General features: G+C 72.5%; 22 protein-coding genes and 2 tRNA genes. 17 read left to right on the top strand and 7 right to left on the bottom strand.

Annotated features, from left to right (window positions below):
- Positions 1 to 84: 84 nt before the first annotated feature.
- The gene (gene pepN / locus ACFXOZ_RS30220) at positions 85 to 2,649 is read right to left on the bottom strand and encodes an aminopeptidase N (protein WP_380593362.1); all 2,565 of its coding nucleotides are present in this window, start codon (positions 2,647 to 2,649) and stop codon (positions 85 to 87) included.
- Positions 2,650 to 2,877: 228 nt separating this feature from the next.
- Between pepN and ACFXOZ_RS30215 the strand changes: the two genes are divergently transcribed.
- Positions 2,878 to 3,510, top strand: coding sequence for a DsbA family protein (locus ACFXOZ_RS30215; protein ID WP_380524784.1), 633 nt, complete (start codon positions 2,878 to 2,880; stop codon positions 3,508 to 3,510).
- Between the two features lie 88 nt (positions 3,511 to 3,598).
- On the opposite strand, the gene ACFXOZ_RS30210 is transcribed toward ACFXOZ_RS30215, so the two are convergent.
- Positions 3,599 to 5,011, bottom strand: coding sequence for an amino acid permease (locus ACFXOZ_RS30210; RefSeq protein WP_380593361.1), 1,413 nt, complete (start codon positions 5,009 to 5,011; stop codon positions 3,599 to 3,601).
- Positions 5,012 to 5,276: 265 nt separating this feature from the next.
- Here ACFXOZ_RS30210 and ACFXOZ_RS30205 point away from each other — a divergent pair, with 265 nt between their 5' ends.
- From ACFXOZ_RS30205 to ACFXOZ_RS30190, 4 genes are all read left to right on the top strand, one after another.
- A complete protein-coding gene (locus ACFXOZ_RS30205; RefSeq protein ID WP_380524786.1) occupies positions 5,277 to 5,876 on the top strand; it encodes a biotin transporter BioY in 600 nt (199 codons plus the stop codon).
- Positions 5,877 to 5,930: 54 nt separating this feature from the next.
- Positions 5,931 to 6,416 (top strand): ribose-5-phosphate isomerase, encoded by a 486-nt coding sequence (locus ACFXOZ_RS30200; RefSeq protein ID WP_375893080.1) that lies wholly within the window; start codon positions 5,931 to 5,933, stop codon positions 6,414 to 6,416.
- Between the two features lie 291 nt (positions 6,417 to 6,707).
- Positions 6,708 to 7,934, top strand: coding sequence for a PP2C family protein-serine/threonine phosphatase (locus tag ACFXOZ_RS30195; protein ID WP_380593360.1), 1,227 nt, complete (start codon positions 6,708 to 6,710; stop codon positions 7,932 to 7,934).
- A gap of 478 nt (positions 7,935 to 8,412) precedes the next feature.
- Positions 8,413 to 8,610 carry a hypothetical protein gene (locus ACFXOZ_RS30190; protein WP_188304780.1) on the top strand — a complete coding sequence of 66 codons (198 nt, stop codon included), beginning with the start codon at positions 8,413 to 8,415 and terminating at the stop codon, positions 8,608 to 8,610.
- Between the two features lie 55 nt (positions 8,611 to 8,665).
- Here the strand turns inward: ACFXOZ_RS30190 and ACFXOZ_RS30185 are convergent, their stop codons facing one another.
- Positions 8,666 to 9,409 (bottom strand): DUF6348 family protein, encoded by a 744-nt coding sequence (locus ACFXOZ_RS30185; RefSeq protein WP_375893084.1) that lies wholly within the window; start codon positions 9,407 to 9,409, stop codon positions 8,666 to 8,668.
- 240 nt (positions 9,410 to 9,649) lie between these two features.
- Between ACFXOZ_RS30185 and ACFXOZ_RS30180 the strand changes: the two genes are divergently transcribed.
- Positions 9,650 to 10,210, top strand: coding sequence for a hypothetical protein (locus ACFXOZ_RS30180; RefSeq protein WP_380524789.1), 561 nt, complete (start codon positions 9,650 to 9,652; stop codon positions 10,208 to 10,210).
- 67 nt (positions 10,211 to 10,277) lie between these two features.
- Here the strand turns inward: ACFXOZ_RS30180 and ACFXOZ_RS30175 are convergent.
- Positions 10,278 to 10,348, bottom strand: a tRNA-Gly gene (locus ACFXOZ_RS30175).
- 170 nt (positions 10,349 to 10,518) lie between these two features.
- Between ACFXOZ_RS30175 and ACFXOZ_RS30170 the strand changes: the two genes are divergently transcribed.
- The 5 genes from ACFXOZ_RS30170 (at position 10,519) to ACFXOZ_RS30150 (ending at position 14,800) form a co-directional block, all read left to right on the top strand.
- Positions 10,519 to 10,592 (top strand) — tRNA-Pro (locus ACFXOZ_RS30170).
- A 295-nt stretch (positions 10,593 to 10,887) separates the two neighbouring features.
- Positions 10,888 to 12,276 (top strand): trigger factor, encoded by a 1,389-nt coding sequence (gene tig, locus ACFXOZ_RS30165; protein ID WP_380403547.1) that lies wholly within the window; start codon positions 10,888 to 10,890, stop codon positions 12,274 to 12,276.
- A gap of 278 nt (positions 12,277 to 12,554) precedes the next feature.
- Entirely contained in the window at positions 12,555 to 13,169 is a 615-nt protein-coding gene (locus ACFXOZ_RS30160; RefSeq protein WP_329931219.1) for an ATP-dependent Clp protease proteolytic subunit, read from the top strand.
- Positions 13,170 to 13,225: 56 nt separating this feature from the next.
- Positions 13,226 to 13,888, top strand: a complete 663-nt coding sequence (locus tag ACFXOZ_RS30155) for an ATP-dependent Clp protease proteolytic subunit (protein WP_375893090.1) — start codon at positions 13,226 to 13,228, stop codon at positions 13,886 to 13,888.
- A gap of 159 nt (positions 13,889 to 14,047) precedes the next feature.
- Positions 14,048 to 14,800 (top strand): peptidyl-tRNA hydrolase, encoded by a 753-nt coding sequence (locus ACFXOZ_RS30150; RefSeq protein WP_380593359.1) that lies wholly within the window; start codon positions 14,048 to 14,050, stop codon positions 14,798 to 14,800.
- 125 nt (positions 14,801 to 14,925) lie between these two features.
- On the opposite strand, the gene ACFXOZ_RS30145 is transcribed toward ACFXOZ_RS30150, so the two are convergent.
- Positions 14,926 to 16,044, bottom strand: a complete 1,119-nt coding sequence (locus ACFXOZ_RS30145) for a fatty acid desaturase family protein (protein WP_375890607.1) — start codon at positions 16,042 to 16,044, stop codon at positions 14,926 to 14,928.
- 7 nt (positions 16,045 to 16,051) lie between these two features.
- Entirely contained in the window at positions 16,052 to 17,137 is a 1,086-nt protein-coding gene (locus ACFXOZ_RS30140) for a ferredoxin reductase (RefSeq protein ID WP_380593358.1), read from the bottom strand.
- Between the two features lie 86 nt (positions 17,138 to 17,223).
- On the opposite strand from ACFXOZ_RS30140, the gene ACFXOZ_RS30135 reads away from it, so the two are divergent.
- From ACFXOZ_RS30135 to ACFXOZ_RS30110, 6 genes are all read left to right on the top strand, one after another.
- Entirely contained in the window at positions 17,224 to 18,363 is a 1,140-nt protein-coding gene (locus ACFXOZ_RS30135) for a PucR family transcriptional regulator (protein WP_375890603.1), read from the top strand.
- 231 nt (positions 18,364 to 18,594) lie between these two features.
- Positions 18,595 to 19,179, top strand: coding sequence for a bacilysin biosynthesis protein BacA (locus tag ACFXOZ_RS30130; RefSeq protein ID WP_380593357.1), 585 nt, complete (start codon positions 18,595 to 18,597; stop codon positions 19,177 to 19,179).
- A complete protein-coding gene (locus ACFXOZ_RS30125) occupies positions 19,176 to 20,516 on the top strand; it encodes a DUF6421 family protein (RefSeq protein WP_380593356.1) in 1,341 nt (446 codons plus the stop codon). Before ACFXOZ_RS30130 ends, ACFXOZ_RS30125 begins: the two co-directional genes overlap by 4 nt.
- A gap of 41 nt (positions 20,517 to 20,557) precedes the next feature.
- Entirely contained in the window at positions 20,558 to 21,577 is a 1,020-nt protein-coding gene (locus tag ACFXOZ_RS30120) for a DMT family transporter (RefSeq protein WP_380593355.1), read from the top strand.
- Positions 21,578 to 21,684: 107 nt separating this feature from the next.
- Positions 21,685 to 22,986 (top strand): ATP-grasp domain-containing protein, encoded by a 1,302-nt coding sequence (locus tag ACFXOZ_RS30115; protein WP_380593354.1) that lies wholly within the window; start codon positions 21,685 to 21,687, stop codon positions 22,984 to 22,986.
- On the top strand, positions 22,983 to 23,864 hold the full coding sequence (locus tag ACFXOZ_RS30110) for a branched-chain amino acid aminotransferase (protein WP_375890593.1): 882 nt from the start codon (positions 22,983 to 22,985) through the stop codon (positions 23,862 to 23,864). The genes ACFXOZ_RS30115 and ACFXOZ_RS30110 overlap by 4 nt, the downstream gene beginning before the upstream one ends.
- A 178-nt stretch (positions 23,865 to 24,042) precedes the next feature.
- On the opposite strand, the gene ACFXOZ_RS30105 is transcribed toward ACFXOZ_RS30110, so the two are convergent.
- Positions 24,043 to 24,789, bottom strand: a complete 747-nt coding sequence (locus ACFXOZ_RS30105) for a hypothetical protein (RefSeq protein ID WP_375890591.1) — start codon at positions 24,787 to 24,789, stop codon at positions 24,043 to 24,045.
- Between the last annotated feature and the right edge of the window lie 64 nt (positions 24,790 to 24,853).

Here is a 24,853-nt window from a genome sequence, read left to right as displayed (position 1 = left end):
CGCCTTGGGGGGGTGGACCCGGGGCCGCCCGGTACGTTGGCGGGGCCCGCCGACACGCGGTCGGCGGGCCCCTCCGCAGTGGTGTCAGGCCCGGTCGCAGGCCTGGGCGCGCAGGGCGCGGGCCAGGTCGTCCCGGCGCTCCAGCACCAGCCGGCGCAGCGCCGGCGCGGCCTGCGGGTGGCCGTCCAGCCAGGTGTCCGCCTCGGCCAGGGTGTGCTCGTCGGTCTGGGCGATCGGGAAGAAGCCGCCGACGATCCGCATCGCGATCTCGATGGTCCGCTCCGCCCAGACCTTCTCCAGCAGCTTGAAGTACGGCGCCGCGTAGAGGGCGGTCAGGTCGCGCTGGGCGGGGATCGCGAAGCCCGCGCTGTTGGCCTCGACCAGGGCGCTCGGCAGCTCGTCCGAGTCGATCACGGCCGACCAGGCGGCGGCCTTGGCCTCCGGGGTGGGCCGGGCGGCCAGGCACTGGGTGTACTGGCGCTTGCCGCCGGCGGTGTTGTCGGCGGCCAGCTCCCCGGCGAGTTCCTCGTCGCCGGCCTGTCCGGCGGCGGCCAGGGCCAGCCACAGCGCCCAGCGCAGCTCCTGGTCGACCTCCAGGCCGTCGATCCGGGCGCTGCCGGCCAGCAGCCCGCGGACCAGGCCGAGGTGCTCGGCGCCGCCCGCGGTCTGGGCCAGGAAGCGGGCCCAGGCGAGCTGGTGGTCGCTGCCGGGGACGGCCCCGCGCAGCTCGCGCAGGGCGCCGTCGGCGAGCCGGCGGGCGCCCTCGGCGCGCCACTCGGGGGCGGCGTACAGGTCGACGGCGGTCTTGGCCTGGGCGTGCAGCGACTGCAGCACGCCGATGTTGCCCTCCTGGCCGGCGAAGCGCAGCACCAGGGCGACGTAGTCGCGGGCCGGCATCAGGCCGTCCCGGGTGAGGTTCCAGACCGCGGACCAGGCGAGCGCCCGGGCCAGCTCGTCGCGGATGTCGCCGAGGCCGGTGCGCAGGGCCTCCAGCGAGTCGGCGTCGAAGCGGATCTTGCAGTAGGTGAGGTCCTCGTCGTTGAGCAGGACCAGGTCGGGGCGCTGACGGCCGACGGCCTCGGTGACGACGGTGCGGGCGCCGGTGACGTCCAGCTCGATCCGCTCGGTGCGCAGCAGGGCGCCGTCGGCGTCCCGGTCGTACAGGCCGACGGCGATCCGGTGCGGGCGCAGGACATCGCCGTCCTGGAGGACGGCGAGTTCGGTGATCCGGCCCTCGGCGTCGGTGGTGACCTGCGGGGTGAGCGCGTTGACGCCGGCGGTCTGCAGCCAGGCGGCGGCCCAGCTCTTGAGGTCGCGGCCGCTGGTCTCCTCCAGCACGCCCAGCAGGTCGCCGAGTTCGGTGTTGCCGAAGGCGTGCCGCTTGAAGTAGCGGCGGGCGCCCTCGAAGAAGGCCTCCGAGCCGACGTAGGCGACCAGCTGCTTGAGGACGGAGGCGCCCTTGGCGTAGGTGATGCCGTCGAAGTTGAGCTTGGCGTCCTCGAGGTCGCGGATGTCGGCGGTGATCGGGTGGGTGGTGGGGAACTGGTCCTGCCGGTAGGCCCAGGCCTTGCGCTGGTTGGCGAAGGTGACCCAGGCGGAGGAGTAGCGGGTGCGGGCGCCGATCAGGCCGTAGGAGCCCATGAAGTCGGCGAAGGACTCCTTGAGCCACAGGTCGTCCCACCAGCGCGGGGTGACCAGGTCGCCGAACCACATGTGCGCCATCTCGTGCAGGACGACGTTGGCGCGGGACTCGTAGGCGGCGTCGGTGACCTTCGAGCGGAAGACGAACTCCTCCTTGAAGGTCACGCAGCCCGGGTTCTCCATCGCGCCGATGTTGTACTCGGGGACGAAGGCCTGGTCGTACTTGCCGAAGGGGTACGGGTAGTCGAACTCCTCGTGGAAGAAGTCGAGTCCGAGCTTGGTGACGCCGAGGATCTCCTCCGCGTCGAAGTGCGGGGCGAGCGAGCGGCGGCAGAGCGCGGAGAGCGGGATCTCCAGGGTGGTGCCGTCGGCGAGTTCGCGGCTGTAGTGGTCGGTGACCACGTGGTACGGGCCGGCCACCACGGCGGTGAGGTAGGTGGAGATCGGCTTGGTCGGCGCGAACTCCCAGGTGCGGGTGTCGCCCTGGGCGGTGACGTTCTCGTGCACGGCGTTGGAGCGCACGTCCCAGGCGGCGGGGGCGGTCACCGTGAAGGTGAACGGGGCCTTGAGGTCGGGCTGTTCGAAGGTCGCGAACACCCGGCGGGCGTCGGCCGGCTCGTAGTGGGTGTAGAGGTAGGTCTCGCCGTCGGCGGGGTCGACGAAGCGGTGCAGGCCCTCGCCGGTGCGGCTGTAGGCGCAGTCGGCCTCGACGGTGAGGACGTTCTCGGCGGCCAGCCCGTCGATGTGCACCCGGGCGCCGTCGTAGGCGGTGGCCGGGTCCAGGGCGCGGCCGTTGAGGGTGACCGAGCGGACGGCGGGGGCCAGCAGGTCGAGGAAGGTGGCGGCGCCGGGCCGGTCGCAGCGGAAGGCGACGGTGGTGGTGGAGCGGAAGGTGGCGGCCGCCGGGTCGGGGGCCGAGCTCACGTCCAGCCGGACGCTGTAGCCGTCGACGGCCAGGACGCCGGCTCGCTGCTGTGCTTCCTCGCGGCTCAGGTTCTTGCCCGGCACGGCGGTACTCCTTTGTCCGGCCCGCACGGTGGTGCGTGCGTGGATGGTGCGGATCGGTGCGCGGTGTGCATCGCGCACGCAGGGGCATCCTTTCACGCCCGCCCCGGCCGGTACCATTGCACAGCCCGTCGCGTCCGGGGCCGGAATCAGCGGCGGCGCGCGGGTGTTGGGGTCCGGGTGGGGGGCGACATCCCCTGCCTCGGAACACCTCACGAAGGACGAGACCCAGTGACGACTGCCGCTGAGCGCAAGACCGCCGACTTCTGGTTCGACCCGGCCTGCCCGTGGGCGTGGATGACGTCCCGCTGGCTGATCGAGGTCCAGCAGCTGCGTCCGGTCGACGTGCGCTGGCACGTGATGAGCCTGTCGGTGCTCAACGAGCACCGCGACCTGCCGCAGAGCTACCGCGAGCTGCTGGACAACGCCTGGGGCGCGGTGCGGGTCTGCGTCGCGGCCGCCCAGGAGCACGGCGACGAGGTGCTGGGCCGGCTGTACACCGAGCTGGGCCTGCGCTTCCACAACCAGGGCCTGCCGCAGAACCGGGAGACCGTCGAGGCCGCCCTGGTGGCCGCGGGCCTGCCCGTCGAGCTGGCGGACGCGGCCGGCACCGACGCGTACGACGAGGCCCTGCGCGCCTCCCACAAGGAGGGCATCACCCTGGTCGGCGAGGACGTCGGCACCCCGGTGATCGCGGTGGAGGGCGCGGACGGCGACCGGGTCGCCTTCTTCGGCCCGGTGGTCACCCCGGCCCCCAAGGGCGAGGCCGCGGCCCGGCTGTGGGACGGCACCCTGCTGGTGGCCTCCACCCCGGGTTTCTACGAGATCAAGCGCACCCGCACGGCCGGCCCGTCCTTCGAGTAGGCCCGGGCGGGCACGGCGAAGGCCCGGTACCCCGTGGGTACCGGGCCTTCGCCGTGCGGGGCCTTCGCCGTCGTCCGTCAGCCGTCCGTCAGCGTGCCGCGGCCGCGTCCCGGCGCTGCTTGAGCAGCCCGGCCCCGCTCAGCAGGACGACCAGCACCCCGGCCGCGTACAGCTGCTGGCGGTTGCCCTCGGTGGTGGTCATCAGGGCGAGGATGCCGGCCACGGCGGCCGTCGCGACCCAGGTCAGGTACGGGTAGCCCCACATCTTCACGGTGAGCAGCTCGGGCGCCTCGCGCTCCAGCCGGCGGCGCATCCGCAGCTGGACGACGCAGATGAACAGCCAGACCACCAGGATGGCGACGCCGGTGGTGTTCATCAGCCAGGTGAACACGGTGTCCGGCCAGAACTTGGCGGCCAGCACGGCGCCGAAGCCGAACAGGCAGGAGGCCAGCACGGCCCGGCGCGGCACCCCGCCGGACACCTTGGCCAGCGCCTCGGGGCCCTGGCCGCGGCCGACCAGCGAGTACGCCATCCGGGAGGCGCCGTAGATGTTGGCGTTCATCGCGGACAGCAGCGCGATCAGCACCACCACCTCCATGATCGTCCCGGCCCCGGGCACCCCGAGGTGGCGCAGCACCGTGACGTACGGGCCGTCGGCGACGACCGACGGGTCCTTCCAGGAGACCAGGGTGACCACCAGGGCCATCGAGCCGATGTAGAAGATCGCGATCCGCCACACCGCGGTGCGCACCGCGTTGGCGACGTTCTTCTTGGGGTCGTCCGACTCGGCCGCGGCGATGGTGACCGTCTCCAGGCCGCCGTACGCGAAGACCGAGGCGAGCAGGCCGACGATCAGCCCGCTGACGCCGGTGGGCAGGAAGCCGCCCTGGCCGGTGAGGTTGGTGCTGCCGGGGGCGCCGGGGCCGATCACGCCGGCGACGCCGAGCCCGCCGATGACCAGGAAGGCGATGATCGCGGCGACCTTGACGGTGGCGAACCAGAACTCGAACTCGCCGAAGTTCTTCACCGCGGTGAGGTTGCTGGCGCAGAAGAAGACCATGAACAGGGCGACCCAGACCCAGGCGGAGACCCCGGGGACCCAGCCGTTGACGATCTTCCCGGCGGCGGTGGCCTCGGCGGCGACGCCGCAGCAGAGCATCACCCAGTACATCCAGCCGGCCGTGATCCCGGCCCAGGGGCCGATCTCCTTCTCGGCGTGCACCGAGAAGGAGCCGGAGGCCGGGCGGGCGGCGGACATCTCGCCGAGCATCCGCATGATCAGCATGACCAGCAGGCCGGAGAGGGTGAAGGCGAGGATGATCGCCGGCCCGGCGGCCGCGATGCCGGCGCCGGAGCCCACGAACAGGCCGGCGCCGATGACGCCGCCGAGGGCGATCATCGACAGGTGGCGCTGCTTGAGTCCGTGGCTGAGCTGCTGGCCACCGGACGGCGGGGGAGCCTCGGTGGTCCCGGGCGCCTGGGGCGCGGAGGTGGGGGCCATAGGGGTGGATCCAGACTGTGCGGAATGCGGCATGAGCTGTCCAATATCCGGGGACCCCGCTGTTCCTGCCAACGATGTCCGCCGCGGGCCCACCATGCGGACCGGGTGGTCACCGTGCGTGGCGGCCGTTTCGCCGAGAGTCGCCCGGAGCCGGTTCCGACAAGCTTCGTGGGCGGTGCTTTGTCCGAAACCGTGGCATCGGCGCGGTGGATCACCGCGTAGGTTCACAGGTGTTCACTCACCTGGACCTCACGGAGGAACCCCGATGGCCACTGCCACCACCCCGACAGCGCGTCGCGCCGTCCTCGCCGACCTGCTGCCCGCCGCCTCGACCCGCCTCGGCACCCAGGTCCGCGACCTCGCCCTGGTGGTCGGCGGCGCCGCGCTGACCGGTGTGGCCGCCCAGCTGTCGGTCAACGTGCCCGGCTCGCCGGTGCCGGTTACCGGCCAGACCTTCGCCGCCCTGCTGGTCGGCACCGCGCTGGGCGCCCGCCGCGGCGTCGCCTCGCTCGCGCTCTACCTGCTGGCCGGCGCGGCCGGCCTGCCCTGGTTCGCCGAGGGCACCTCCGGCTGGGCCATGCCGTCCTTCGGCTACGTGCTCGGCTTCGTCCTCGCCGCCGCCCTGACCGGCGCGCTGGCCCGCCGCGGCGCCGACCGCTCCCCGCTGAACACCGCGGTGACGATGGCGCTGGGCAGCCTGGCGATCTACGCCGTCGGCGTCCCGTACCTGGCGTTCAGCCTGCACGTCCCGCTGGCCCGCGCCGCCGAACTGGGCCTCTACCCGTACCTGGTCGGCGACGCGCTCAAGGCCGCCTTCGCCGCCGGCGCGCTGCCGCTCGCCTGGAAGCTGCTCGGCCGCCGCTGAGACCCGGACCCCCCGTTGTCGGGCCCGCGCGCACCCGCATGCCACACTCATGGCATGCGCGTGTACCTGGGCTCCGACCATGCCGGATACGAACTGAAGAACCACCTCGTGGAGTGGCTCAAGGGGGCCGGCCACGAGCCGGTCGACTGCGGGCCGCACATCTACGACGCCGAGGACGACTACCCGCCGTTCTGCCTGCGCGCCGCCGAGCGCACCGCCGCCGACGCGGACGCCCTCGGCATCGTGATCGGCGGCTCGGGCAACGGTGAGGCGATCGCCGCCAACAAGGTCAAGGGCGTCCGTGCGGCGCTGGCCTGGAGCGTGCAGACCGCCGAGCTCGGCCGTCAGCACAACAACGCCAACGTCATCTCCATCGGCGGCCGGATGCACACCGAGGACGAGGCCACCGAGTTCGTCGAGGTCTTCCTCAAGACCCCCTACAGCGGCGAGGCCCGGCACACCCGCCGGATCGAGATGCTGAGCGAGTACGAGACCACCGGCGAGCTCCCGCCGATCCCGGCCCACCACCCCCAGGGCTGATCCACCCGCCACCGACGGCCGGCCGCACCCTCCCGTGCGGCCGGCCGTCGCCGTCCGCGCGGCCCCCGGCGGCTGTGTCGTCGGCCACAGGCGCCCGCGCGCCCGCAGCTGCGCACGCGGGGCGCACGCGCCGCCCGCCGGCGCCGTACGCCCAACCGGCGCACGCCTCCTGACGGCGTGCCCGCCACCGGCCCGATCGGCCGAAACCCGCTGAGCGGCCCGCGCGCCGGGGCCGCCGCCCGCCCCCGGACCGTCGACGCCGGGCCGCACCCGTGGATAGGGTCGGACCCCATGGCTGGCAGACCGCCGGGCGCACCGCCCCAGACGACTGCGACGAGGCCCGGCGCCGCCCCGGCGTCCGAGCCCGTGACGGCCCGGCTGCGCAAGAGGCTCCGCCGGGCCCGCCGAAGGCTGCGCACGGCCGGTGTCGACTACTTCCGCGGCGGCGCCGCCGACTGGCCGGTGCTCTGCGCGCTGGCCCTGCTCGTCCCGCTGATGATCCTGCTCAACATCTGGATCCCGGACTGGGCCCCGCCCACCACCCTGGTCCTGCCGATCCTGGCCGGCGCGCTGCTGCTGCGCCCCGGCTCCCTGGTGGTGCTGTACGCGCTGGCCGCCCTCGGGCTGTCCGCCGAGTCCGTGATCCACACCGGCCAGCGGGTCGCCAGCGACAACCCGGAGGCCTACGTCTACGGCGTCACCCCCGGCGCGGCCCTGGTGGTCGGCGCCGCGGGGGTCGGCGGCCTGCTGCTGGCCCAGTTCCGGGCCCGGGTCGGCGTCCCCTGGTGGGGCGGCTCCACCATGCTGTTCGACCTGCGCGAGCGGCTGCGGGTGCAGAGCCGGGTGCCCGAGCTGCCGGCCGGGTGGCACGCCGACATGGCGCTGCGCCCGGCCGGCGGCCAGTCCTTCTCCGGCGACTTCGTGGTGGCCGCCCGCACCGGCCCCGGCCAGCGGCTGCTGGAGGTGGTCCTCGCGGACGTCTCCGGCAAGGGCATGGACGCGGGCTCGCGGGCCCTGCTGCTGTCCGGCGCCTTCGGCGGCCTGGTCGGCTCGCTGCCCGCGCACGACTTCCTGCCCGCCGCCAACGGCTACCTGCTGCGCCAGTCCTGGGAGGAGGGCTTCGCCACCGCCGTCCACCTGGTGCTGGACCTGGACAGCGGCGAGTACGAACTGCTCTCGGCCGGGCACCTGCCGGGCATGCAGCGGCTGGCCGGCGAGGGGCGCTGGGAGATCAAGGAGGCCGAGGGCCCGCTGCTCGGGATCTACGACGGCGCCAAGTTCGACGGCGTGCGCGGCCGGCTGGACCGGGGCGACGTGCTGATGCTGTGCACCGACGGCATGGTCGAGGAGCCCGGCCGGGACCTCGCCGAGGGCATGGACCGGCTGATGGGGGAGGCCGACCGGCTGGTCCCCGGCGGCGCCCCGGGCAGCGGTGCGGGCGCGGCGGGCGCGCTGATCGAGACGGTCGCCCGGGACATCAACGACGACCGGGCCGTACTGCTGCTCTGGCGCGACTGAGGCGGCTGTCCGCGTCATGTGCCACCGGCAGGGCCGTCGTGTCAAGCCTGGCAGCTGATCTTCGGCCATATCGGACGGCCCGTCGGCTGAGCGGATCCGCGACCTCCGCTCCACGTCCCCGGGCGTTTCCCGGCCGCTCAGCAGCGCCCCGCCGACGATTCGTCAGAACGGCTCCGCTATCGTCCCGGTCGGCGGAAACTCGTCCCGCAGCGCAGGATGTCGACGTCGGGCCGACTGTCAGACCTTTACGCAATCGGCACGGTCGACCACACTGAGTCCGGGCGGGACTGTTCAGGATTCGGGGGATGGGGGGCGACACGTGCGGCACACCAGACAGCGGGCCGGTGCGCGTTCCTCGGCCGGCGCTGTGCCGGACGGTCCGCGATTCCGCCTCGGGACCGTCGGACAGGCCGGGGTCCGGCTTCGCAGGTGCCGCCGGGCGGCGGCGCCACGCTATGAAACGAGGAAGTGAGTCCGGGTGGCACTCTCCGTCTCCGCGCTGGTCCTGTTCGCGATCCTGTGCATCATCTTCATCCGGAACAAGCAGCTGAAGATCCCGCACGCGATCGTCGCCGCCCTGTTCGGCTTCATGCTGCACGAGACCACGATGGCGACCTCCATCAACTCCCTGCTGGCCAACCTGGCGCACAGCATCTCCAGCATCACGGGGGGCTGACCCGGCCGGGCCGGACGGATCCCTCGCGCCCCGGAGGCGAGCGGGCGAGCAGCAGCTACCGGCCGGCCCTCCGGGCCTCCCGCCAGCGGGCGAACAGTCCCCGGGGGCGCGTCGCCGCCGGGGCCGGGGCACGCGCCGGCACGGGTGCCGGGGCGCCCGTCGGCGCGGCCGGGGCCGGTGCCGCCCGCTCCGCCGTCAGCAGCACGAACAGCCGCGCCCAGCACAGCCGTTCGCCGCGCGGCCAGTCCAGCGCGCGCAGCGCCGCGGAGGCCGCCTCCGACACCTCGCCGCCCACCCGGACCTCGGCGACGTCGTCGCCCGCCTTCCCGCCCAGGAAGAGCTTCACCCCGACCGGTCCCGGCCCGGTCAGCTCCCGCTCCAGGGCCGGCGCCAGCGCGGGCAGCACCCGGTGCTCGGCGAGCCAGGCCGCCAGGTGCTCGTTGCCGAAGCCGAACACCGCCGCCGGCCCCTGCACCGCCCGCCAGCCCGGGAGTTCGGGCAGGTTCGGGCGGTCGGCGTGGATCCCGCGCCCGTCGGCCAGCTCGACCAGCACCGAGGCGGTGGTGGTCGCCCACATCTTCACCGCGTTGGCGAGCTTCTCCTCCTCGGTCTTGCCGAGGCCGGGTGCGCAGTCCCACACCACCGGGGCGTCCGCCCGGCCCAGGTGGAGCACGAAGCCGAGGTCCACGTGCCCGGCGCCGCCGTCCTCCCCGGGGTGCTCGCGCACCGCCACCGCGGTGGTCCCGGGGCCGCGCACCACCTCGCCGTCCGGGTGGAAGTCCTGGCCCAGTCGTGCCATCTCCCGGACCACACAGCGCTGTATGACCGCCAGTCGCTCCTGCGGACCCACGGGACTCCTCCACTCCGGGAGCGCGGCGCCACGGGTCGCGCTCGAACTGCGCTCGAACGCCGCCGAGGCTATCGGCCCGACCGCCGTGCGGGAAACCGTGCGGACGCCTTCTCCCTGCGGTCGCGGAATTGTCCGGAATGCCCCACTTTGGGGAGCGGAACCCGACAGCCGCCCGCCTGGAGAGCCCGCATGGCCCGCACCGCCCCGACGCCCCCCGTGCCCCACCCGGCCGCCCTGGCGGACCTGCTCGCGGGCCCGGACGGCTCCGGCCTGGTCGCCGAGGTGGAGGCCTACCTCGCCTCGCTGCCCGCCCCCGCGCGCACCCCCGGACCGTACGTCTGCCGCTACGGGAGCGTCCTGCGCCCCTGGCACGCCGGCCACCCGGAGCCCCGGGCCACCCTGCTCGACCGGGCGCTGCGCCGCCCCGCCCGGCCCGTCCCGGTCACCGCCGCCGACCACCTGCGGCTCGCCTCCCGCTACATCGGCGTCCACGGCTGGCTGCAGGGCGCGATGTGGGACGCCACCGGGCGGGTCTGCCTGCTCGGCGCCCAGGCCGCCGTCCTGGCGTACGGCTACGGCACCCCGGCGACCGTGCGGGCCGGCCGGGTCCAGCTGATGGAGGTGCTGCACGCCACCGGCCGCCCGGCGCGCTCCCCGGACGAGTACAACGACCGCCCCGCCACCCGGGAGGGCGACGTCCACCTGCTGCTCGACCGGGCCGCCGCCCGGGCCGCCCGGCTGGGGCTCTGAGGCGCCGCACGGGCCCGGGAACGCCGACGGCCCCGGTGCGCTGGGCGCACCGGGGCCGGGCCGGAAGAGCGGGTGACGAGAATCGAACTCGCGTGACTAGTTTGGAAGACTAGGGCTCTACCATTGAGCTACACCCGCGCGAAGCCGCCGACCGTTCCCGGTCGGAAGTTCGGGGGACAGCGTACCCGCTCCGGTCCCTTCCGTGCACACCGCACTCCGCGCGCACCCCCTTCCGCGATGCTCCCGCCGTGCCCCGAATAAGTCGACGAGCCGTACAGGCCCGGCGTGTACGCTTCCTCTCGGCACCACGGGGTGTGGCGCAGTTTGGTAGCGCGTCCGCTTTGGGAGCGGAAGGCCGTCGGTTCGAATCCGGTCACCCCGACAGTGCGGCAGGGTCTCGCCCACCGGGGCGGGGCCCTGTTCTGTTCGGGCGGTACGGTGGCGCCTGGCGTCCGCCTTTCGTGGTACCGGTAGGATGGGGCGCTGGCGGTAGTCCCTGTGGCGTCAACCCAGGTCAACCGCCCGAGGGCGAGGAGTCAAGCTCACCGTCCACCCACACGGGAGATGCAGCTCCAACCGCCCATCGCCCGTCTCGTCCGACCCACCCGTACCGGCTCCGGCCGGGCGTGCGGGCCGGGCGGAGACAACCTGACCGCAAGCCCCTAGGAGACCTAACCGTGAAGAGCGCCGTCGAGACTCTGAACCCGACCCGGGTTCGACTCACCGTCGAGGTGCCCTTCGAGGAGCTCAAGCCCAGCCTCGACGCGGCGTACAAGAAGATCAACCAGCAGGTCACGGTTCCGGGCTTCCGCAAGGGCAAGATCCCGGCTCGCGTCATCGACCAGCGCTTCGGCCGCGGTGCCGTGCTGGAGGAGGCCGTCAACGACGCCCTGCCGCGCTTCTACACGCAGGCCGTCGACGAGGGCAAGATCGAGGTCCTCGGCCAGCCCGACATCACCAACATCGAGGGTGTCGAGAAGATCGCCGACGGTGGTGACCTCAAGTTCACCGCCGAGGTGGACATCCGCCCGGAGATCACCCTGCCGGAGTTCTCCTCCATCGAGGTGACCGTCGACCCGATCGTCGTCTCCGACGAGGACATCGAGAAGTCCCTCGAGCAGCTGCGCGAGCGCTTCTCCTCGGTCAAGGACGTCGAGCGCGCCGCCGCCGAGGGCGACATCGTGGTCGTCGACCTGATCGCCAAGGTCGACGGCGAGGTGCCGGACGACGGCACCGCCACGGGCGTCAGCTACGAGATCGGCTCGGGCCGCCTCATCGACGGCATCGACGAGGCCGTGCTCGGCCTGTCGGCCGGCGCGGAGAAGACCTTCGAGACCGAGCTCAAGGGCGGCACCCAGGCCGGCAAGACCTCCGAGGTCACCGTCACCGTCACGGCCGTCCAGGAGAAGGAGCTGCCGGAGCTGGACGACGAGTTCGCCCAGCTGGCCAGCGAGTTCGACAGCCTGGAGGACCTGCGTGCCGACTCCCGCAAGCGCCTGGAGCGCATGAAGGAGTACGACCAGGCCACCCAGGCCCAGGAGAAGGTCCTCGACGCGCTGCTCACGCTGGTTGAGATCGAGTACCCCGAGAAGCTCCTGAAGGACGAGATCGAGACCCGCAAGCACAACCTCGAGCACCACCAGCTCGAGCCGATGGGTCTGAACATCGACACCTACCTGGAGACCCAGGGCAAGTCCCGCGAGGAGTGGGAGGCGGAGATCGAGGAGCAGGCGAAGAAGGGCATCAAGACCCAGTTCGTCCTGGACCAGATCGTCGCCAACGAGGAGCTGGGGGTCAACCAGGAGGAGCTCACCGAGCACCTCATCCGCCGTGCGGCCGGCTCCGGCCTCACCCCGGACCAGTTCGCCCAGCAGGTCGTCCAGGGCGGTCAGGTTCCGCTGCTGGTCGGCGAGGTCGCCCGCGGCAAGGCGCTGGCCACCGTGGTCGAGGCCGCCAAGGTCGTCGACACCGAGGGCAACGAGATCAACTTCGACGACGAGGACGAGACGGCCGAGACCGTCGAGGCCGCCGCCGAGGAGAAGACCGAGGAGAGCACCGAGGCCTGAGTGCCCCGGTAGCCCCCTGAGGCGCTGCAACGGGCCCGGACGCCGCTACGGCGTCCGGGCCCGTCGTCGTCCCACCGCGCACCCGGGTGCCCCCGCGACCCTGCGCTCACAGCGAACAGTTCTGCGTGAGGGATTCTGCGGCCGGGCCTGCGCGTTAGGGTCCTTGGACAGCAACAATCACGACGTGATACCCGGAAGCTGTGCGACACCGTGACGGCCGCCCGGCGACCGTCCACATCGACTGAGCAGGTGGCTAAGTGACGTTCCCGCAGATGCAGATGGGCCCGATGGCGCCGCACGCCGCCTCTGGTGACGTGCTCGGCGGCCTGGGTGACCAGGTCTACAACCGGCTGCTCAACGAGCGGATCATCTTCCTCGGCCAGCAGGTCGACGACGACATCGCCAACAAGATCACCGCGCAGCTGCTGCTGCTGGCCGCGGACCCCGAGAAGGACATCTTCCTCTACATCAACTCCCCGGGCGGCTCGATCTCGGCGGGCATGGCGATCTACGACACCATGCAGTACATCAAGAACGACGTCGTCACCATCGCCATGGGCATGGCCGCCTCGATGGGTCAGTTCCTGCTGACCGCCGGCGCCAAGGGCAAGCGCTTCTCGCTGCCGAACGCCAACATCCTGATGCACCAGCCCTCCGCGGGCCTCGGCGGCTCCGCCACGGACATCCGCATCCAGGCCGAGCAGCTGCTCCGCACCAAGAAGCGGATGTCCGAGCTGATCGCCTTCCACAGCGGCCAGTCCTTCGAGCAGATCACCCGGGACTCCGACCGCGACCGCTGGTTCACCCCGGAGGAGGCCCTGGAGTACGGCCTCATCGACGCGATCATGCACAGCGCCGCGGACGTCCCCGGCGGCGGCGGCACGGGCGCCTGAGCCTCGGCCCGGCCCACGAGACCACAGCCACAACGCCCCGGAGGACAAGAACCCCCATGAACATCCCCAGCCTGTCGGCCGCCAAGGCCCGCGTCGAGGACATGCGCGCCGAGGGTCGCTACATCGTCCCGCGCTTCGTCGAGCGCACCACGCAGGGCATCCGCGAGTACGACCCGTACGCCAAGCTGTTCGAGGAGCGCATCATCTTCCTCGGCTCGCAGGTCGACGACGTCTCGGCGAACGACATCATGGCGCAGCTGCTGTGCCTGGAGTCGATGGACCCGGACCGCGAGATCCAGATGTACATCAACTCGCCCGGCGGCTCGTTCACGGCCCTGACGGCCATCTACGACACCATGCAGTACGTCAAGCCGGACATCACCACGGTCTGCATGGGCCAGGCGGCCTCCGCCGCGGCCGTGCTGCTCGCCGCCGGCACCCCCGGCAAGCGGATGGCGCTGCCGAACGCCCGCATCCTGATCCACCAGCCGTACACCGAGACCGGCCGCGGCCAGGTGTCCGACCTGGAGATCCAGGCCAAGGAGATCTTCCGGATGCGCGAGCAGCTGGAGCAGATGCTCTCCAAGCACTCCAACAAGCCGGTGGAGCAGGTGCGCGAGGACATCGAGCGCGACAAGATCCTGACCGCCGAGGAGGCCCTGGAGTACGGCCTGGTGGACCAGATCATCTCGACCCGCAAGACCTCGCTGACCTCCTGAGGCCGGTTCCGTCGGGGGGGGGGGCGCCCCCGGGGTGGGGCCCCCCCCCCCCCCCGCGGCGGGTGTTGGGGGGCGCCCCCGTCGCGGGCCAGCGGGGGATGGACCCGGGGCCCGGGGGGGGGGCCGGGGCGGTGGTGGCGGGGCTGGCATGCTGGACGGGTGACTTCTCCGTTCGATGACCCGGCCCCCGCTCCCGCCCCCGGCGACGTTCCCGACCCCGAGGACCGCGACGCGCGGCCGCAGTACGTGCTGCCGCTGCTGGTCCGACTGGAGAAGGCCACGCCGCCCGGGCGTACGGACGCGCTGGAGACCTCGGCGCGGGCGGTGCTGACCCTGCTCGCCGACCCCCGGGTGACCGAGGTGGACGGGGAGTGGGCGGAGCGGGTCGCGGCCTGGGAGGACGCCCGGATCCGCAAGGTGGTCCGGCGGGCCCGGGGCGGGGAGTGGCGCCGGGCCGGGGAGCTGCCCGGCATCACGGTGCGGGGGCGGGAGGCCGAGGTGCGGGTGTTCCCGCCGGTCCCGCTGGACGGCTGGCCGAAGGACCTCGCGAAGTTGCAGGTCTCCGGTACGGAGCTGGAGGAGACCGCCGAGGTCGGCGCGCCCGCGCCGGGGCTGCCGGTGCTGTGGGTCAACCCGGAGCTGGAGATGAGCGCGGGCAAGACCATGGCCCAGACCGGCCACGCGGCGCAGCTCGCCTGGTGGCGGCTGGACGAGGCGCAGCGCAAGGAGTGGGCGGAGTCGGGCTTCGCGCTCGCCGTCCGCACGGCGGAGCCGGGGGCGTGGGAGGAACTGGTCCGCAGCGAACTGCCGGTGGTCCGGGACGCGGGCTTCACGGAGATCGCCCCCGGGCCGACCGTCGTTTTCGAAGGCGGCGAGCGCTACTGCCCCACCCTGCGCCTTCGGCGCCCGTGAACGCGGCACGCTGACCCCGCCACGGGATGTCGTCACCCGGGGTACCGAGGCCGGGGCACCGAGCCCGGGAGACGAATCCGGGGAACCGAGCTCGGGGCACCGAATCCGGGGAACCGGTACCGGGGTCAGGCCGTGACGAGTTCCTTCCCGCGGTCCGGCGTCCTGGCCTTGGGCTTCCGGTTCGGCAGCGAGAGCCGGAAGACCTTGTGCCACGCGGAGAACACCTGCTTGGGCAGCGGCCCGGTGACGTACTCCAGCTCGTACTTCTCGAACAGGGCGCGCACCTTCACCGCGACCTCGGCGTACCGGTTGCTCGGCAGGTCGGGGAACAGGTGGTGCTCGATCTGGTGGGACAGGTTGCCGCTCATGAAGTGCATGGCCCTGCTGCCGCTGATGTTCGCCGAGCCCATCATCTGGCGCAGGTACCACTGGCCGCGCGTCTCGCCGTTGATCGACTGCCGCTCGAAGACCTGTACGCCCTCGGGGAAGTGCCCGCACATGATCACCGAGTGGGTCCAGATGTTGCGGACCAGGTTCGCGGTGAACGTGGCGGCGAGCGTGGTGAGGAACGACGGGCCCGACAGCAGCGGGTGGATCACGTAGTCCTTGAGCACCTGCTTGCGGATTTTGCGGCCCACGGCCCTGGCCCGCGCGCGGAACTCCGGGTTCCTGCGGCGGTCCTTGCGCAGGTTCTTGCCGAGCTCCAGGTCGTACGCCGCGATGCCGTACTCGAAGAAGCAGGCGTTGACGAGGTTCCACAGCGGCTGGCCGAGGTGGAACGGGTGCCACTTCTGGTCCTCGTCGACGCGCATGATGCCGTAGCCGAGGTCGTTGTCCTTGCCGATCACGTTGGTGTACGTGTGGTGCAGCTCGTTGTGCGAGTGCTTCCACTGGTCGGACGGCGAGACGTGGTCCCACTCCCAGGTGGTGGAGTGGATCTTCGGGTCCCGCATCCAGTCCCACTGGCCGTGCAGGACGTTGTGGCCGATCTCCATGTTGTCCATGATCTTCGCCACCGACAGGCCGGCGGTGCCCAGCACCCACGCTGGCGGGAAGATCGAGAACAGCAGCACGCCCCTGCTGGCCAGTTCGAGCTTGCGCTGCGTCGAGATGACCTTGCGGATGTAGGCGGCGTCCTTCTCGCCGCGGTCGGCGATCACCTCGTCGCGGATCGCGTCCAGCTCGCGGCCGAGCTCCTCGATCTGCTCCGCGGTCAGGTGGGCGGTGGGGTCGATGGCGGTCAAGGTGCGTCTACCGTTCGATGTCGCAGGGGCCCGCCGCGGCGGACACGCAGGTCTGGATGAGGACGCCCGGCTCGGCCTCGGTGATCTCGCCGGTGCGCAGGTCGCGGACGGCGCCCGCCTTGAGCGGCGTGACGCAGCCGAAGCAGATGCCCATGCGGCACCCGGAGGGCATGAGCACACCGGCCTCCTCGCCGACGTCCAGCAGCGGCGTGGCGCCGTCCGCCTCGACGGTCCTGCCGGTGGTGCTGAACGTGACCTCGCCACCGCCACCGCCACCGCCACCGCCACTGCCACCGTTGCCGGAGACGGCGATGCGGGGGCGGAAGCGTTCGGTGTGCAGGCGCTCCCGGACGCCCTGCTCGCTCCAGTGCCGCTCCGCGGCGTCGAGCAGGCCCGCGGGGCCGCAGGCCCAGGTCTCGCGCTCGGCCCAGTCGGGCACGAGCTCACCGAGACGGGCGATGTCGAGTGTGCCGTCCGTGGCGGTGTGCACCTCGGTGAGGCGCAGCTTCCCGTCCGCGACCAGGCCGTGCAGTTCGTCGCGGAAGATCACGTCCTGCGGCCGCGGCGCGCAGTGGACCATGACGACGTCGTCCAACTCGATGTCGCGCAGCATGCCCATCACGGGCGTGATGCCGCTGCCGGCCGTCAGGTAGAGCACCTTGGCGGGCCTGGTGGGCGGCAGGACGAAGTCACCGGTCGGCTGGTCGAGCTGGACCAGCGTGCCCGGTGCCACCCCACGGACCAGGTGGTTGCTGACCTTGCCGTCCGGGATCGCCTTCACGGTGATCGTGATGCGGCCGTCCCGGCGGTTCGTCGGTGAGGTGACGGAGTAGGCGCGCCACAGGCGCCTCCCGTCGACGTCGACCCCGATCCGCACGTACTGACCGGCCGTGTGGCCGCGCCAGCCCCGGCCCGGCCTGATCACGACGGTCGCGGCGTCACCCGTCTCGGGGTGCACGGCCTCGATGCGCCCCCGCAGGTCGGCGCCCGCACGCAGCGGGCTGACCAGGTCGAGGTAGTCCGACGGCAGCAGTGGCGTCGTGACCATCTCCAGCAGTTTCCAGGCCCTGCTGCGGAGGGCTGCACTCGTCATGACTCCAGCTTGCTGCGCCCGAGGCGTAAAGTCCTGACCGCAGGACGTAAATCTGGTCGGTAGAATTGTTCGTAGGGAACAAGAACATGAGCCATGCCATCCGGAGGGCCAGCGAGCTGGCCCTGGACGGGACGACGGTCGCCGCGCTCCGGGCCGCGCTGACGGCCACCGCCGACGAGGTCGTCCAGGCGATCATCGACGAGGTCCCTCCGTACGCCAACGCCCTCTCGGGCCGCATGGGCGGCACCATCCGCCGGGCCGTCCGCACCGCCCTGGGGCACTACCTGGACCTCGCGAGCGGGAACGCCACGGGCGGCGACGCCGGTGACGCGGCCTACGAGCTGGGCCGCGGCGAGGTGCGCGACGGCCGTTCGATGGACGCCCTGCTCAGCGCCTACCGCGTCGGCGCCCGGGTGGCCTGGCGGTGCCTGGCGGCGGGTGCCGTACCCGCGGGTCTGCCCGCCGCCGAGGTCGCCAAGTTCGCCGAACTGACCTTCGCCTACATCGACGAGCTCTCCGCCGCGAGCGCCGCGGGCCATGCCGACGAACTGGCCGCCCGCGGCCGGGCCCAGGAGCGCCACCTGGAACACCTGGCCCGCGACCTCCTCGCCGGCGCGAGCCCGGACGTGCTGCTGGCCGCCGTTCAACGGGCCGGGTGGCAGCCTCCGGGTTCGCTGACCGCGGTCCTGCTGCCCGCCGCTCAGGCCCGGCCCGCCTACCGCACGCTCGACCCGGGCACCCTCGTCCTCGACGATCTGCCCGATGCCACCGGTGTGCTGCTCGTCCCCGACGCCGACCGGTCGCACCTCCTGCGGCAGTTGGCCGACCGCACCGCCGTGGTCGGCCCGGCCCGGCCCTGGATCCGTGCGTCCGCCTCGTACGCCCGAGCCGTGCGAGCGCGCTCCCTCTCCGCCGACATCCGCGACACCGAGGACCACCTGCCCGAACTGGTGCTGAGCGCCGACGCGGACGCGTTCGCGGACCTGCGTGCCCGGGCCCTCGCGCCGTTGCGGCCCCTGCCCGCCGCGACCGCACGGCGGTTGGAGGAGACGCTGCGGGCGTGGCTGCTGCACCAGGGCAGGCGGGACGAGGTGGCGGCGGTGCTGTTCGTCCATCCTCAGACGGTCCGGTACCGGATGTCGCAGCTGCGGGAGCTGTTCCCCGACCTCGCGTCACCGGACCGGGTCCTCGAACTGACCCTGGCGTTGGGCCTGCGGGTCGGCTGACGCCCACCTGGACCACAACGGCACGCGGGAGAACGGCGGTTGCGCGGCACGGGGAGTCCCGGTCGCGGGCCGTCCGGTCGGCGGCGGCCGGGAGCGGGCAGCGCGAGCCCGCCATCCGAGATCACATCTGCAGTCACTTGATCACTTTCAGCGGGCATGTTCTCCTAGCGGAGGCCTTCCGGAACCACCCGGTACGGTCGCCGTGTTCTTTCTTTGGGGGAGGGGGAGCCGATGAGGCATGCCCAAAACGGGGCGGACGTCGACGAGGTCCGGCACCTGCACACGCTCGGTCCGAGCGGCACCAATCTGCAAGCAGCGTCCCACGAGTGGCTGCGCCGCCGGGGAGTCCGGGGGACGGTGGAGCTGCACTCGTCCATCGAGTCCGCGCTCGACGCCGTACCGGACGACGGACGGCACGCGCTGGTCGCCTGCGCGGTCTACCCGGCGCTGCACACCCTGGTGTTCGGGAACCTGCACCGCCTGCACATGGTCGACAGCTTCATCATGCCGACGCACAACATGGTGCTCGCCACCAACGGGGTCGACGCGCCCGCCACCGTCGCCTCGCACCCGGCGCCGACGGGTCTCGTGCCCGACGGCACGGAGATCCGGGAGGTCCTGAGCAACTCCCGGGCGGCCATCGAGTGCGCCGAGGGCCGCGTCGAGGGCTGCATCACCACCATCGTCGCGGCAGAGGAACAAGGGCTGCGCGTGGTGCGGGACTTCGGCCCCGTACCCATGGTGTTCACGGTCCATCAGGTGCTGGCGGTCGGTGCCGGGGACGAGCGGCGGATCCCGGTGGGAGCGGCCCTGTGACCACCGCGACCGCACCCGTCCCCGCGAACCTGCTCGCCGACGCCGACGAACTGGCCGGCTCCCTCATCCCGGAGGTCGACCGCTTCCGGGCGCGTCAGGCGGACGACGGCACCGTCCCCGACGCGACCGCGGAGGACCGCGCGCTGCTCGGCCGCATCCGCGACGAGGCCTGCGCCTGGTACGCGCGGCGCGGACAGGACGACCAGGCGGCCGCGCTGGCCGCCGACGTCGACGGCTGGCTCGCGGCCGGCCTCGACACCAAGCCGCACTTCGCCCGCTCGCGGGACGCCCTGCGGGTGCCCGAGGACGGTTCGGCCGTCTTCTTCCTCGCACCGCTGCAGAGCACCAACAGCGCGCCGCCCGTGGGCAAGCGACTGGACTGCTTCTTCGCGCTGCGCAAGGAGCCCGCCGCGCTGCCGGAGCTGGCCGGGTCGTACCCGCATCCCAAGAACAACTGTCAGTCGCTCATCCTGATCACCGGCAGCGCGGGCTTCCGGCAGGGCAACTGCCTGGTGTTCTTCCCGGAGAACGTGGCCGCTCACGACAAGATCACCGAGCAGCCGTACGCCATGTTCTTCTACAACAAGATGCGGAAGATCCACGAGACCTACGCGCTCCGCGGCGCGGAGGCCGTCCTGACCCCGGAGTCCCTGCCCCGCGCGTCCACGGGCCTGGACGCCGACGTGTGCTTCGAGGCCCGCGCCATCTGGGGCTACCTGCACGACTCGATGCACTACCAGGGCCTCTGGCCGTTCGACCAGCACATCTCGCTGAAGATGAACTGGTTCGTCGGCCTGCTGGAGGAGATCAAGGTCGACGCCAAGACCGTGCTGGCCTGCGCGGACAGCGGTGTCGTCCCGTTCGCGGCGGAACAGGTCGACATGATCCTGCTGGAGCGGGTCTTCCGCTACCCGCAGGCGGACGACGCCACCCGCAACTTCGACTCCGGCACCGGGGTGTTCATCTACTCCTGGCTGCGCGAGCACGGTGCGCTGACCGGCTCCCCGGACGACGGCGGACTGCTGCACTTCGACCGGGCCAAGGCCCTCGACGCGCTGCGGGAATTCGTCGCCACGGTCGAGGAGTTGGAGGCCGCCGTCACGACCGACGACGAGTACCGCTCGGCGGCCAAGGAGCTGGTCCGCAGGTACCTTCCCGAGCCCGAGTCGGTCGCGGCTGGTGTCACCGCTGGTGTCGCTGCCGGTGTCGCTGCCGGTGTCGCTGCTGGTGGGGCACGGCAGCGGTACGCCTTCACCGAGGACCAGCGGGTCCTGCTGCGCGCCAAGCAGGGGCTGGACCGGATGCCTGCCTTGGAGTTCGAGCGGGCGGAATGGTGACGGGCGCGCCCCTGCGCCCCCGCCGGGGCGGACACCTCGTGGTGCCCGCCCTCTCGGCACTGATGATCGCCCTGCTGGCCGCCGGCTGGCTGCTCGCCGGGCGGCTGGTCGACGGCGTTCCCCCACTGGCGGTGGCGGCCGGGCGGACGGCGGCCAGCTTCGTGGTCATCACCGTCATCGCCCTGCTGTACCCGCGGTCGCGGTCCGACGTCCGGGCCGCGACCGCCCGCCGCGGAACCGTCGTGCTCCTGGCCTTCCTCGGCTTCTTCGCGTACTACTCCGGAACGCTGCTCGGCACCGGCTTCATCGGAGCCTCCCGGGTCGGCCTGATCGTCTCCCTGCTGCCCTGCATCACCTTCGTGATCGGGGTCGCCGCCTTCCGCGAGCCCTCCTCGCCGCGCAAGGTCCTGGGCACGGTGCTGGCCGTCGTCGCGGCCTGCGGGTACGCCCTCGCCGACGGCTCCGCGGCCGCCGGCGCCGGCTCAGGGGCGGGCGGCGGCGCCCTCGCGGGCGGGAGCCTGCTGGCGCTCGGCGGCACCTTCACGTACGCGGTGTACGGCTACGTCTACCGGCGGCGGATGGCGGACCTGACCCCGGTCGCGGCCCTACCCGCCGTCACCGGGGCGGGCACGGTCATGCTGGGGCTGGCGGTCGCCCTGTTCGTCCCGCTCGGCGGCGTCTCCCCGGCCGACTGGGGCGGCATCGCGGTCCTCGGCGCGGTCCTCACCGCCCCGGTCTTCCTCATCTCGCACGAACTCATCCTGCGCAAGGGGCCGTTGTTCACCTCCGCGCTCGCGCTCGTGGTGCCGTTCCTGGTGCGCCTGGGGGAGTGGGCCCTGGGCCGGGAGGCCGCGCCCGGACCGCTCGTGATCCTGCTGCTCCTGCTGTGCGGGGGCGGCGTGTGGCTCACCATCGGCGGTGCCCGCCCGGCCGGGCGCGCCACGGCCGAGGCGGTCGAGGTGGACCCTGCGGCGGAGGCGGCCCCCGCAGCCGCCGCGGCCCCGGACGGGACGCACACCGGGCAGGGGACCGAAGTGCCCGCCCGGCAGGGGACATCGTGACGGCGAAGGACCTCGTGACGGCGAAGGACCTCGTGACGGCAGAACACCTCGTGGCGGAAGAAAGCCTCGTGACGGCAGAACGCCTCGTGACCGCAAAGGACCCCGTGATGACAGCGGACAGCCCCAGGCCCACCCTCGTACTGGTCTACCAGCGCACCTCGCTCCCCTGGGTCTTCGAGAGCGCCCAACGGGCCGGGATCGACCTCGTGCTGGTGCCCCGGCCCGACGAAGCGGTGTCCGCGGACCGGTTGCCGCCGGCCGTGGTCGACCTCCTGCGGCTGGACGTCGAGGGCGACCCGGCCGGCGCACTGGACGCCCTGCGGCGACGGCACGAGGCGAACGCCTTCCAGGGCGTCGTCACCCTCTACGACCCCGCCGTGCCGTTCGTCGCCGAAGCCGCCGAGCTGCTCGGACTCCCCGGAATCGGCCGCGACGCGGCGCTCGGCGCGCAGGACAAGCGCGTCATGAGGGAGCGTCTGGCCGCTGCCGGCCTCAACGTGCCGGGCTTCGTCCGGCTGGACGACCCGGCCGACTGGGAGAAGGCGGCGCGCCTGGCCTTCCCCGTCGTGGTGAAGCCCGCCCACGGCTTCTCCAGCCTCGGCGTCACCAAGGCGGAGACCCCGCAGAGCCTCAAGAGCGTCGTGGACGAGGTGTGGCAGACCTCCGCGAACAAGCTCGGCCGCACGGACGGCCTGGTGGTCGAGGAGTACCTGGACGGCCCCGAGTTCGCCGTCGAGTCCCTCGCCCACGGCGGAGACGTGCGGGTCCTGGCCATCGGCTACAAGGGCGACCCCCAGGGGCCGCACTTCGAGGAGGGCGTCTACCGGGCACCGGCGGCCCTGCCCGACGCCGTGCAGGAGTCCGTCCGGCGCGAGGTGGTCGCCGCGCACCGGGCCCTCGGCATCACCGACGGGCCCACCCACACGGAACTGCGCCTGCGCGGCGGCGAGACGCCGTACCTGCTGGAGATGGGAGCCCGGATCGGGGGCTCCGGGGTGTCCCACTACATCGCCTCCGGGGTGACCGGCATCGACTTCGCCGCCCAGGCACTGCGGATCGCCGCCGGCACCGCCACCGAACCCCTGGGCTCCGGCCCGTCGCCGACACCCGTGGCGGCCGCGGCCAACTACATCGTCCCCTGCGGCGGTTCCGGACGGATCACCGCGATCCACGGCCTGGCCGAACTGCGCGACGACCCCAGGGTCGACCACGTCGTGCAGATGCTCTTCCCCGGGGACGTCGTGCGGCCCTACCCGGATTTCACCGGCTACCCGGCGTTCGTGCTGTCCCGCCACGCGGACACCGCCGAGGCCGAGGAGTTCCACCGGTTCCTGGAACAGTCCATCCGCATCGACTACACCGATGACACCGTCGACACCGACGACACCGACCACGAGGGGCAGGCGTGACCACCGTTCCGTTCGACGACCGCGACGGCGTGATCTGGCTGGACGGGGCGTTCGTGCCGTGGCGCGACGCCCAACTGCACGTCCTCTCCCACGGCCTGCACTACGGCGGCGGCATCTTCGAGGGCATCCGCGTGTACGACGGGCGGCCGTTCAAGTCCGCCGAGCACTTCGAGCGCCTCCACACCTCGGCGGGGGAGCTGAACTTCCGTATCCCCTTCACCCCTGCGGAACTCGACGCCGCGATGCAGGAGACCATCCGGCACCAGGGGATCGTCGACGGGTACGTCAGGCCGGTGGCCTGGCGGGGCAGCGAGCAGATCAGCGTGTCCGGGGCGGGGACGTCCGTCCACGTCGCGATCGCCGCCTGGGAGTGGCCGCACGTGTTCTCCGGCGACGCGCAGAGCCGCGGCATCCGGCTGCGCACGTCCCGGTGGCGGCGGCCGTCCCCCGACACCGCGCCGGTACGGGCGAAGGCGGCGTCGCTGTACAACATCTGCACCCTCGCCCGCGACGAGGCGGAGGCGGCCGGATGCGACGACGCCCTGCTCCTGGACCACCGCGGGTACCTGGCGGAGGCCACCGGAGCCAACCTCTTCCTGGTGATCGACGGGGCCCTGCACACGCCGACCGCGGACACCTTCCTCGACGGCATCACCCGGCAGACCGTCCTGGCCCTCGCCCGGGAGCTGGGGATCCCCGTCCACGAGAGGCACATCCAGCCCGAGGAACTGCCGGGCGCCGACGAGGTCTTCCTCACCGGCACGGCCTACGAGGTGCAGCCGGTGTCCGGCGTGGACGGCCACTCCTTCGAGGTCGGCAGCATCACCACGACCCTGTCCAAGGCGTACGCCGGGCTGACCCGCCCGGGCGCGGGGTGACGGAGTGGCAGGGTGGCGGGGTGACGGTTCGGCGGGCGGCTGACCGGGAACAGGCGACGGCGAACAGATGACAGAGAACAGATGACAGCGAACAGACTTCGAAATCTGTTCGCTGTTATCTGTTTTCTGTCACTTGTCAGCTGTCACTCGTCAGCTGTCACGGGTCGGCTCTCGGCGGTCACCCGCCCGAGGCCTGGTGCCGCCGCATCGCCCGTAGCCCGCCGTAGACGGCCGCGGCCGTCCAGAGCGCCATGATCAGCAGTCCGGTCCAGTGTCCGTAGTGGATACCGGGTTCGGTCCGGGTGCGCATCGCGTACAGGCCGCCCCGGTCGGGCAGGAACTGTCCGACCTCGCGGACGCCGGGGATCGCGCCCAGCCAGGTGGTGCCGAGGAACACCATCGGGGTGAGCAGGCCGAGCGCGGCGCTGAAGTTGCCCAGCATCGCGGTCAGTCCGAGGCAGAGCAGCACCATCAGCGGGTGGTAGAGCACCCCCGCCACGAAGCTGCGGGTCAGGCCCGGGGTCGACAGGTCCAGGTCCGCGGTGGCGCGGACGGCGAGGAAGCAACTGGTCGTCGAGACCAGGCCGAGCAGCAGGCCCAGCCCGGCGCCGAGCGCGAGCTTGGCGCCGTACAGCCGGCCGCGTCGGGGCACCGCCGTGAGCGAGGTGCCGAGCATCCGGGTGTTGAACTCCTGCCCGATCAGCAGGATTCCGAGGCAGGCCACGGCGACGTGGCCGAACAGCAGCCCGAAGTAGATCATGTCGGCCGGGTCCTTGCCGGAGCCCGGCGCCGGGGGGCCCTCGCTGGCGCCGACGGCCGCGGTGATGCCGACGGTCAGTGCCAGGGCGGTGAGCGGTGCCGCCCACTGCGAGGGCAGGGTGGTGAACTTGATGCGTTCGGCCCGTAGGGCGTTGCCGAAGGCCATCGCCGTCTCTCTTTCGTCCAGGGGTACTCGGGGCGGTGCCGGGTCCGCGGCCGGTACGCGGTTT

The organism is Kitasatospora sp. NPDC059160 (assembly GCF_042755465.1).
Lineage (GTDB): Bacteria > Actinomycetota > Actinomycetes > Streptomycetales > Streptomycetaceae > Kitasatospora.
Note: the sequence above shows the minus strand (reverse complement) of the source record. Positions and strands in the feature narration are given on the sequence as shown.

Bases quoted from the DNA above. Each gene is read 5' to 3' on its own strand.
- ACFXOZ_RS30160 (WP_329931219.1), top strand. From the start codon at position 12,555: ATGGGCCCGATGGCGCCGCACGCCGCCTCTGGTGACGTGCTCGGCGGC.
- ACFXOZ_RS30105 (WP_375890591.1), bottom strand. From the start codon at position 24,789: ATGGCCTTCGGCAACGCCCTACGGGCCGAACGCATCAAGTTCACCACC.
- ACFXOZ_RS30115 (WP_380593354.1), top strand. From the start codon at position 21,685: ATGACAGCGGACAGCCCCAGGCCCACCCTCGTACTGGTCTACCAGCGC.
- ACFXOZ_RS30185 (WP_375893084.1), bottom strand. From the start codon at position 9,409: ATGGCACGACTGGGCCAGGACTTCCACCCGGACGGCGAGGTGGTGCGC.
- ACFXOZ_RS30210 (WP_380593361.1), bottom strand. From the start codon at position 5,011: ATGGCCCCCACCTCCGCGCCCCAGGCGCCCGGGACCACCGAGGCTCCC.
- ACFXOZ_RS30195 (WP_380593360.1), top strand. From the start codon at position 6,708: ATGGCTGGCAGACCGCCGGGCGCACCGCCCCAGACGACTGCGACGAGG.
- ACFXOZ_RS30205 (WP_380524786.1), top strand. From the start codon at position 5,277: ATGGCCACTGCCACCACCCCGACAGCGCGTCGCGCCGTCCTCGCCGAC.
- ACFXOZ_RS30140 (WP_380593358.1), bottom strand. From the start codon at position 17,137: ATGACGAGTGCAGCCCTCCGCAGCAGGGCCTGGAAACTGCTGGAGATG.
- ACFXOZ_RS30135 (WP_375890603.1), top strand. From the start codon at position 17,224: ATGAGCCATGCCATCCGGAGGGCCAGCGAGCTGGCCCTGGACGGGACG.
- ACFXOZ_RS30200 (WP_375893080.1), top strand. From the start codon at position 5,931: ATGCGCGTGTACCTGGGCTCCGACCATGCCGGATACGAACTGAAGAAC.
- ACFXOZ_RS30155 (WP_375893090.1), top strand. From the start codon at position 13,226: ATGAACATCCCCAGCCTGTCGGCCGCCAAGGCCCGCGTCGAGGACATG.
- ACFXOZ_RS30180 (WP_380524789.1), top strand. From the start codon at position 9,650: ATGGCCCGCACCGCCCCGACGCCCCCCGTGCCCCACCCGGCCGCCCTG.
- ACFXOZ_RS30130 (WP_380593357.1), top strand. From the start codon at position 18,595: ATGAGGCATGCCCAAAACGGGGCGGACGTCGACGAGGTCCGGCACCTG.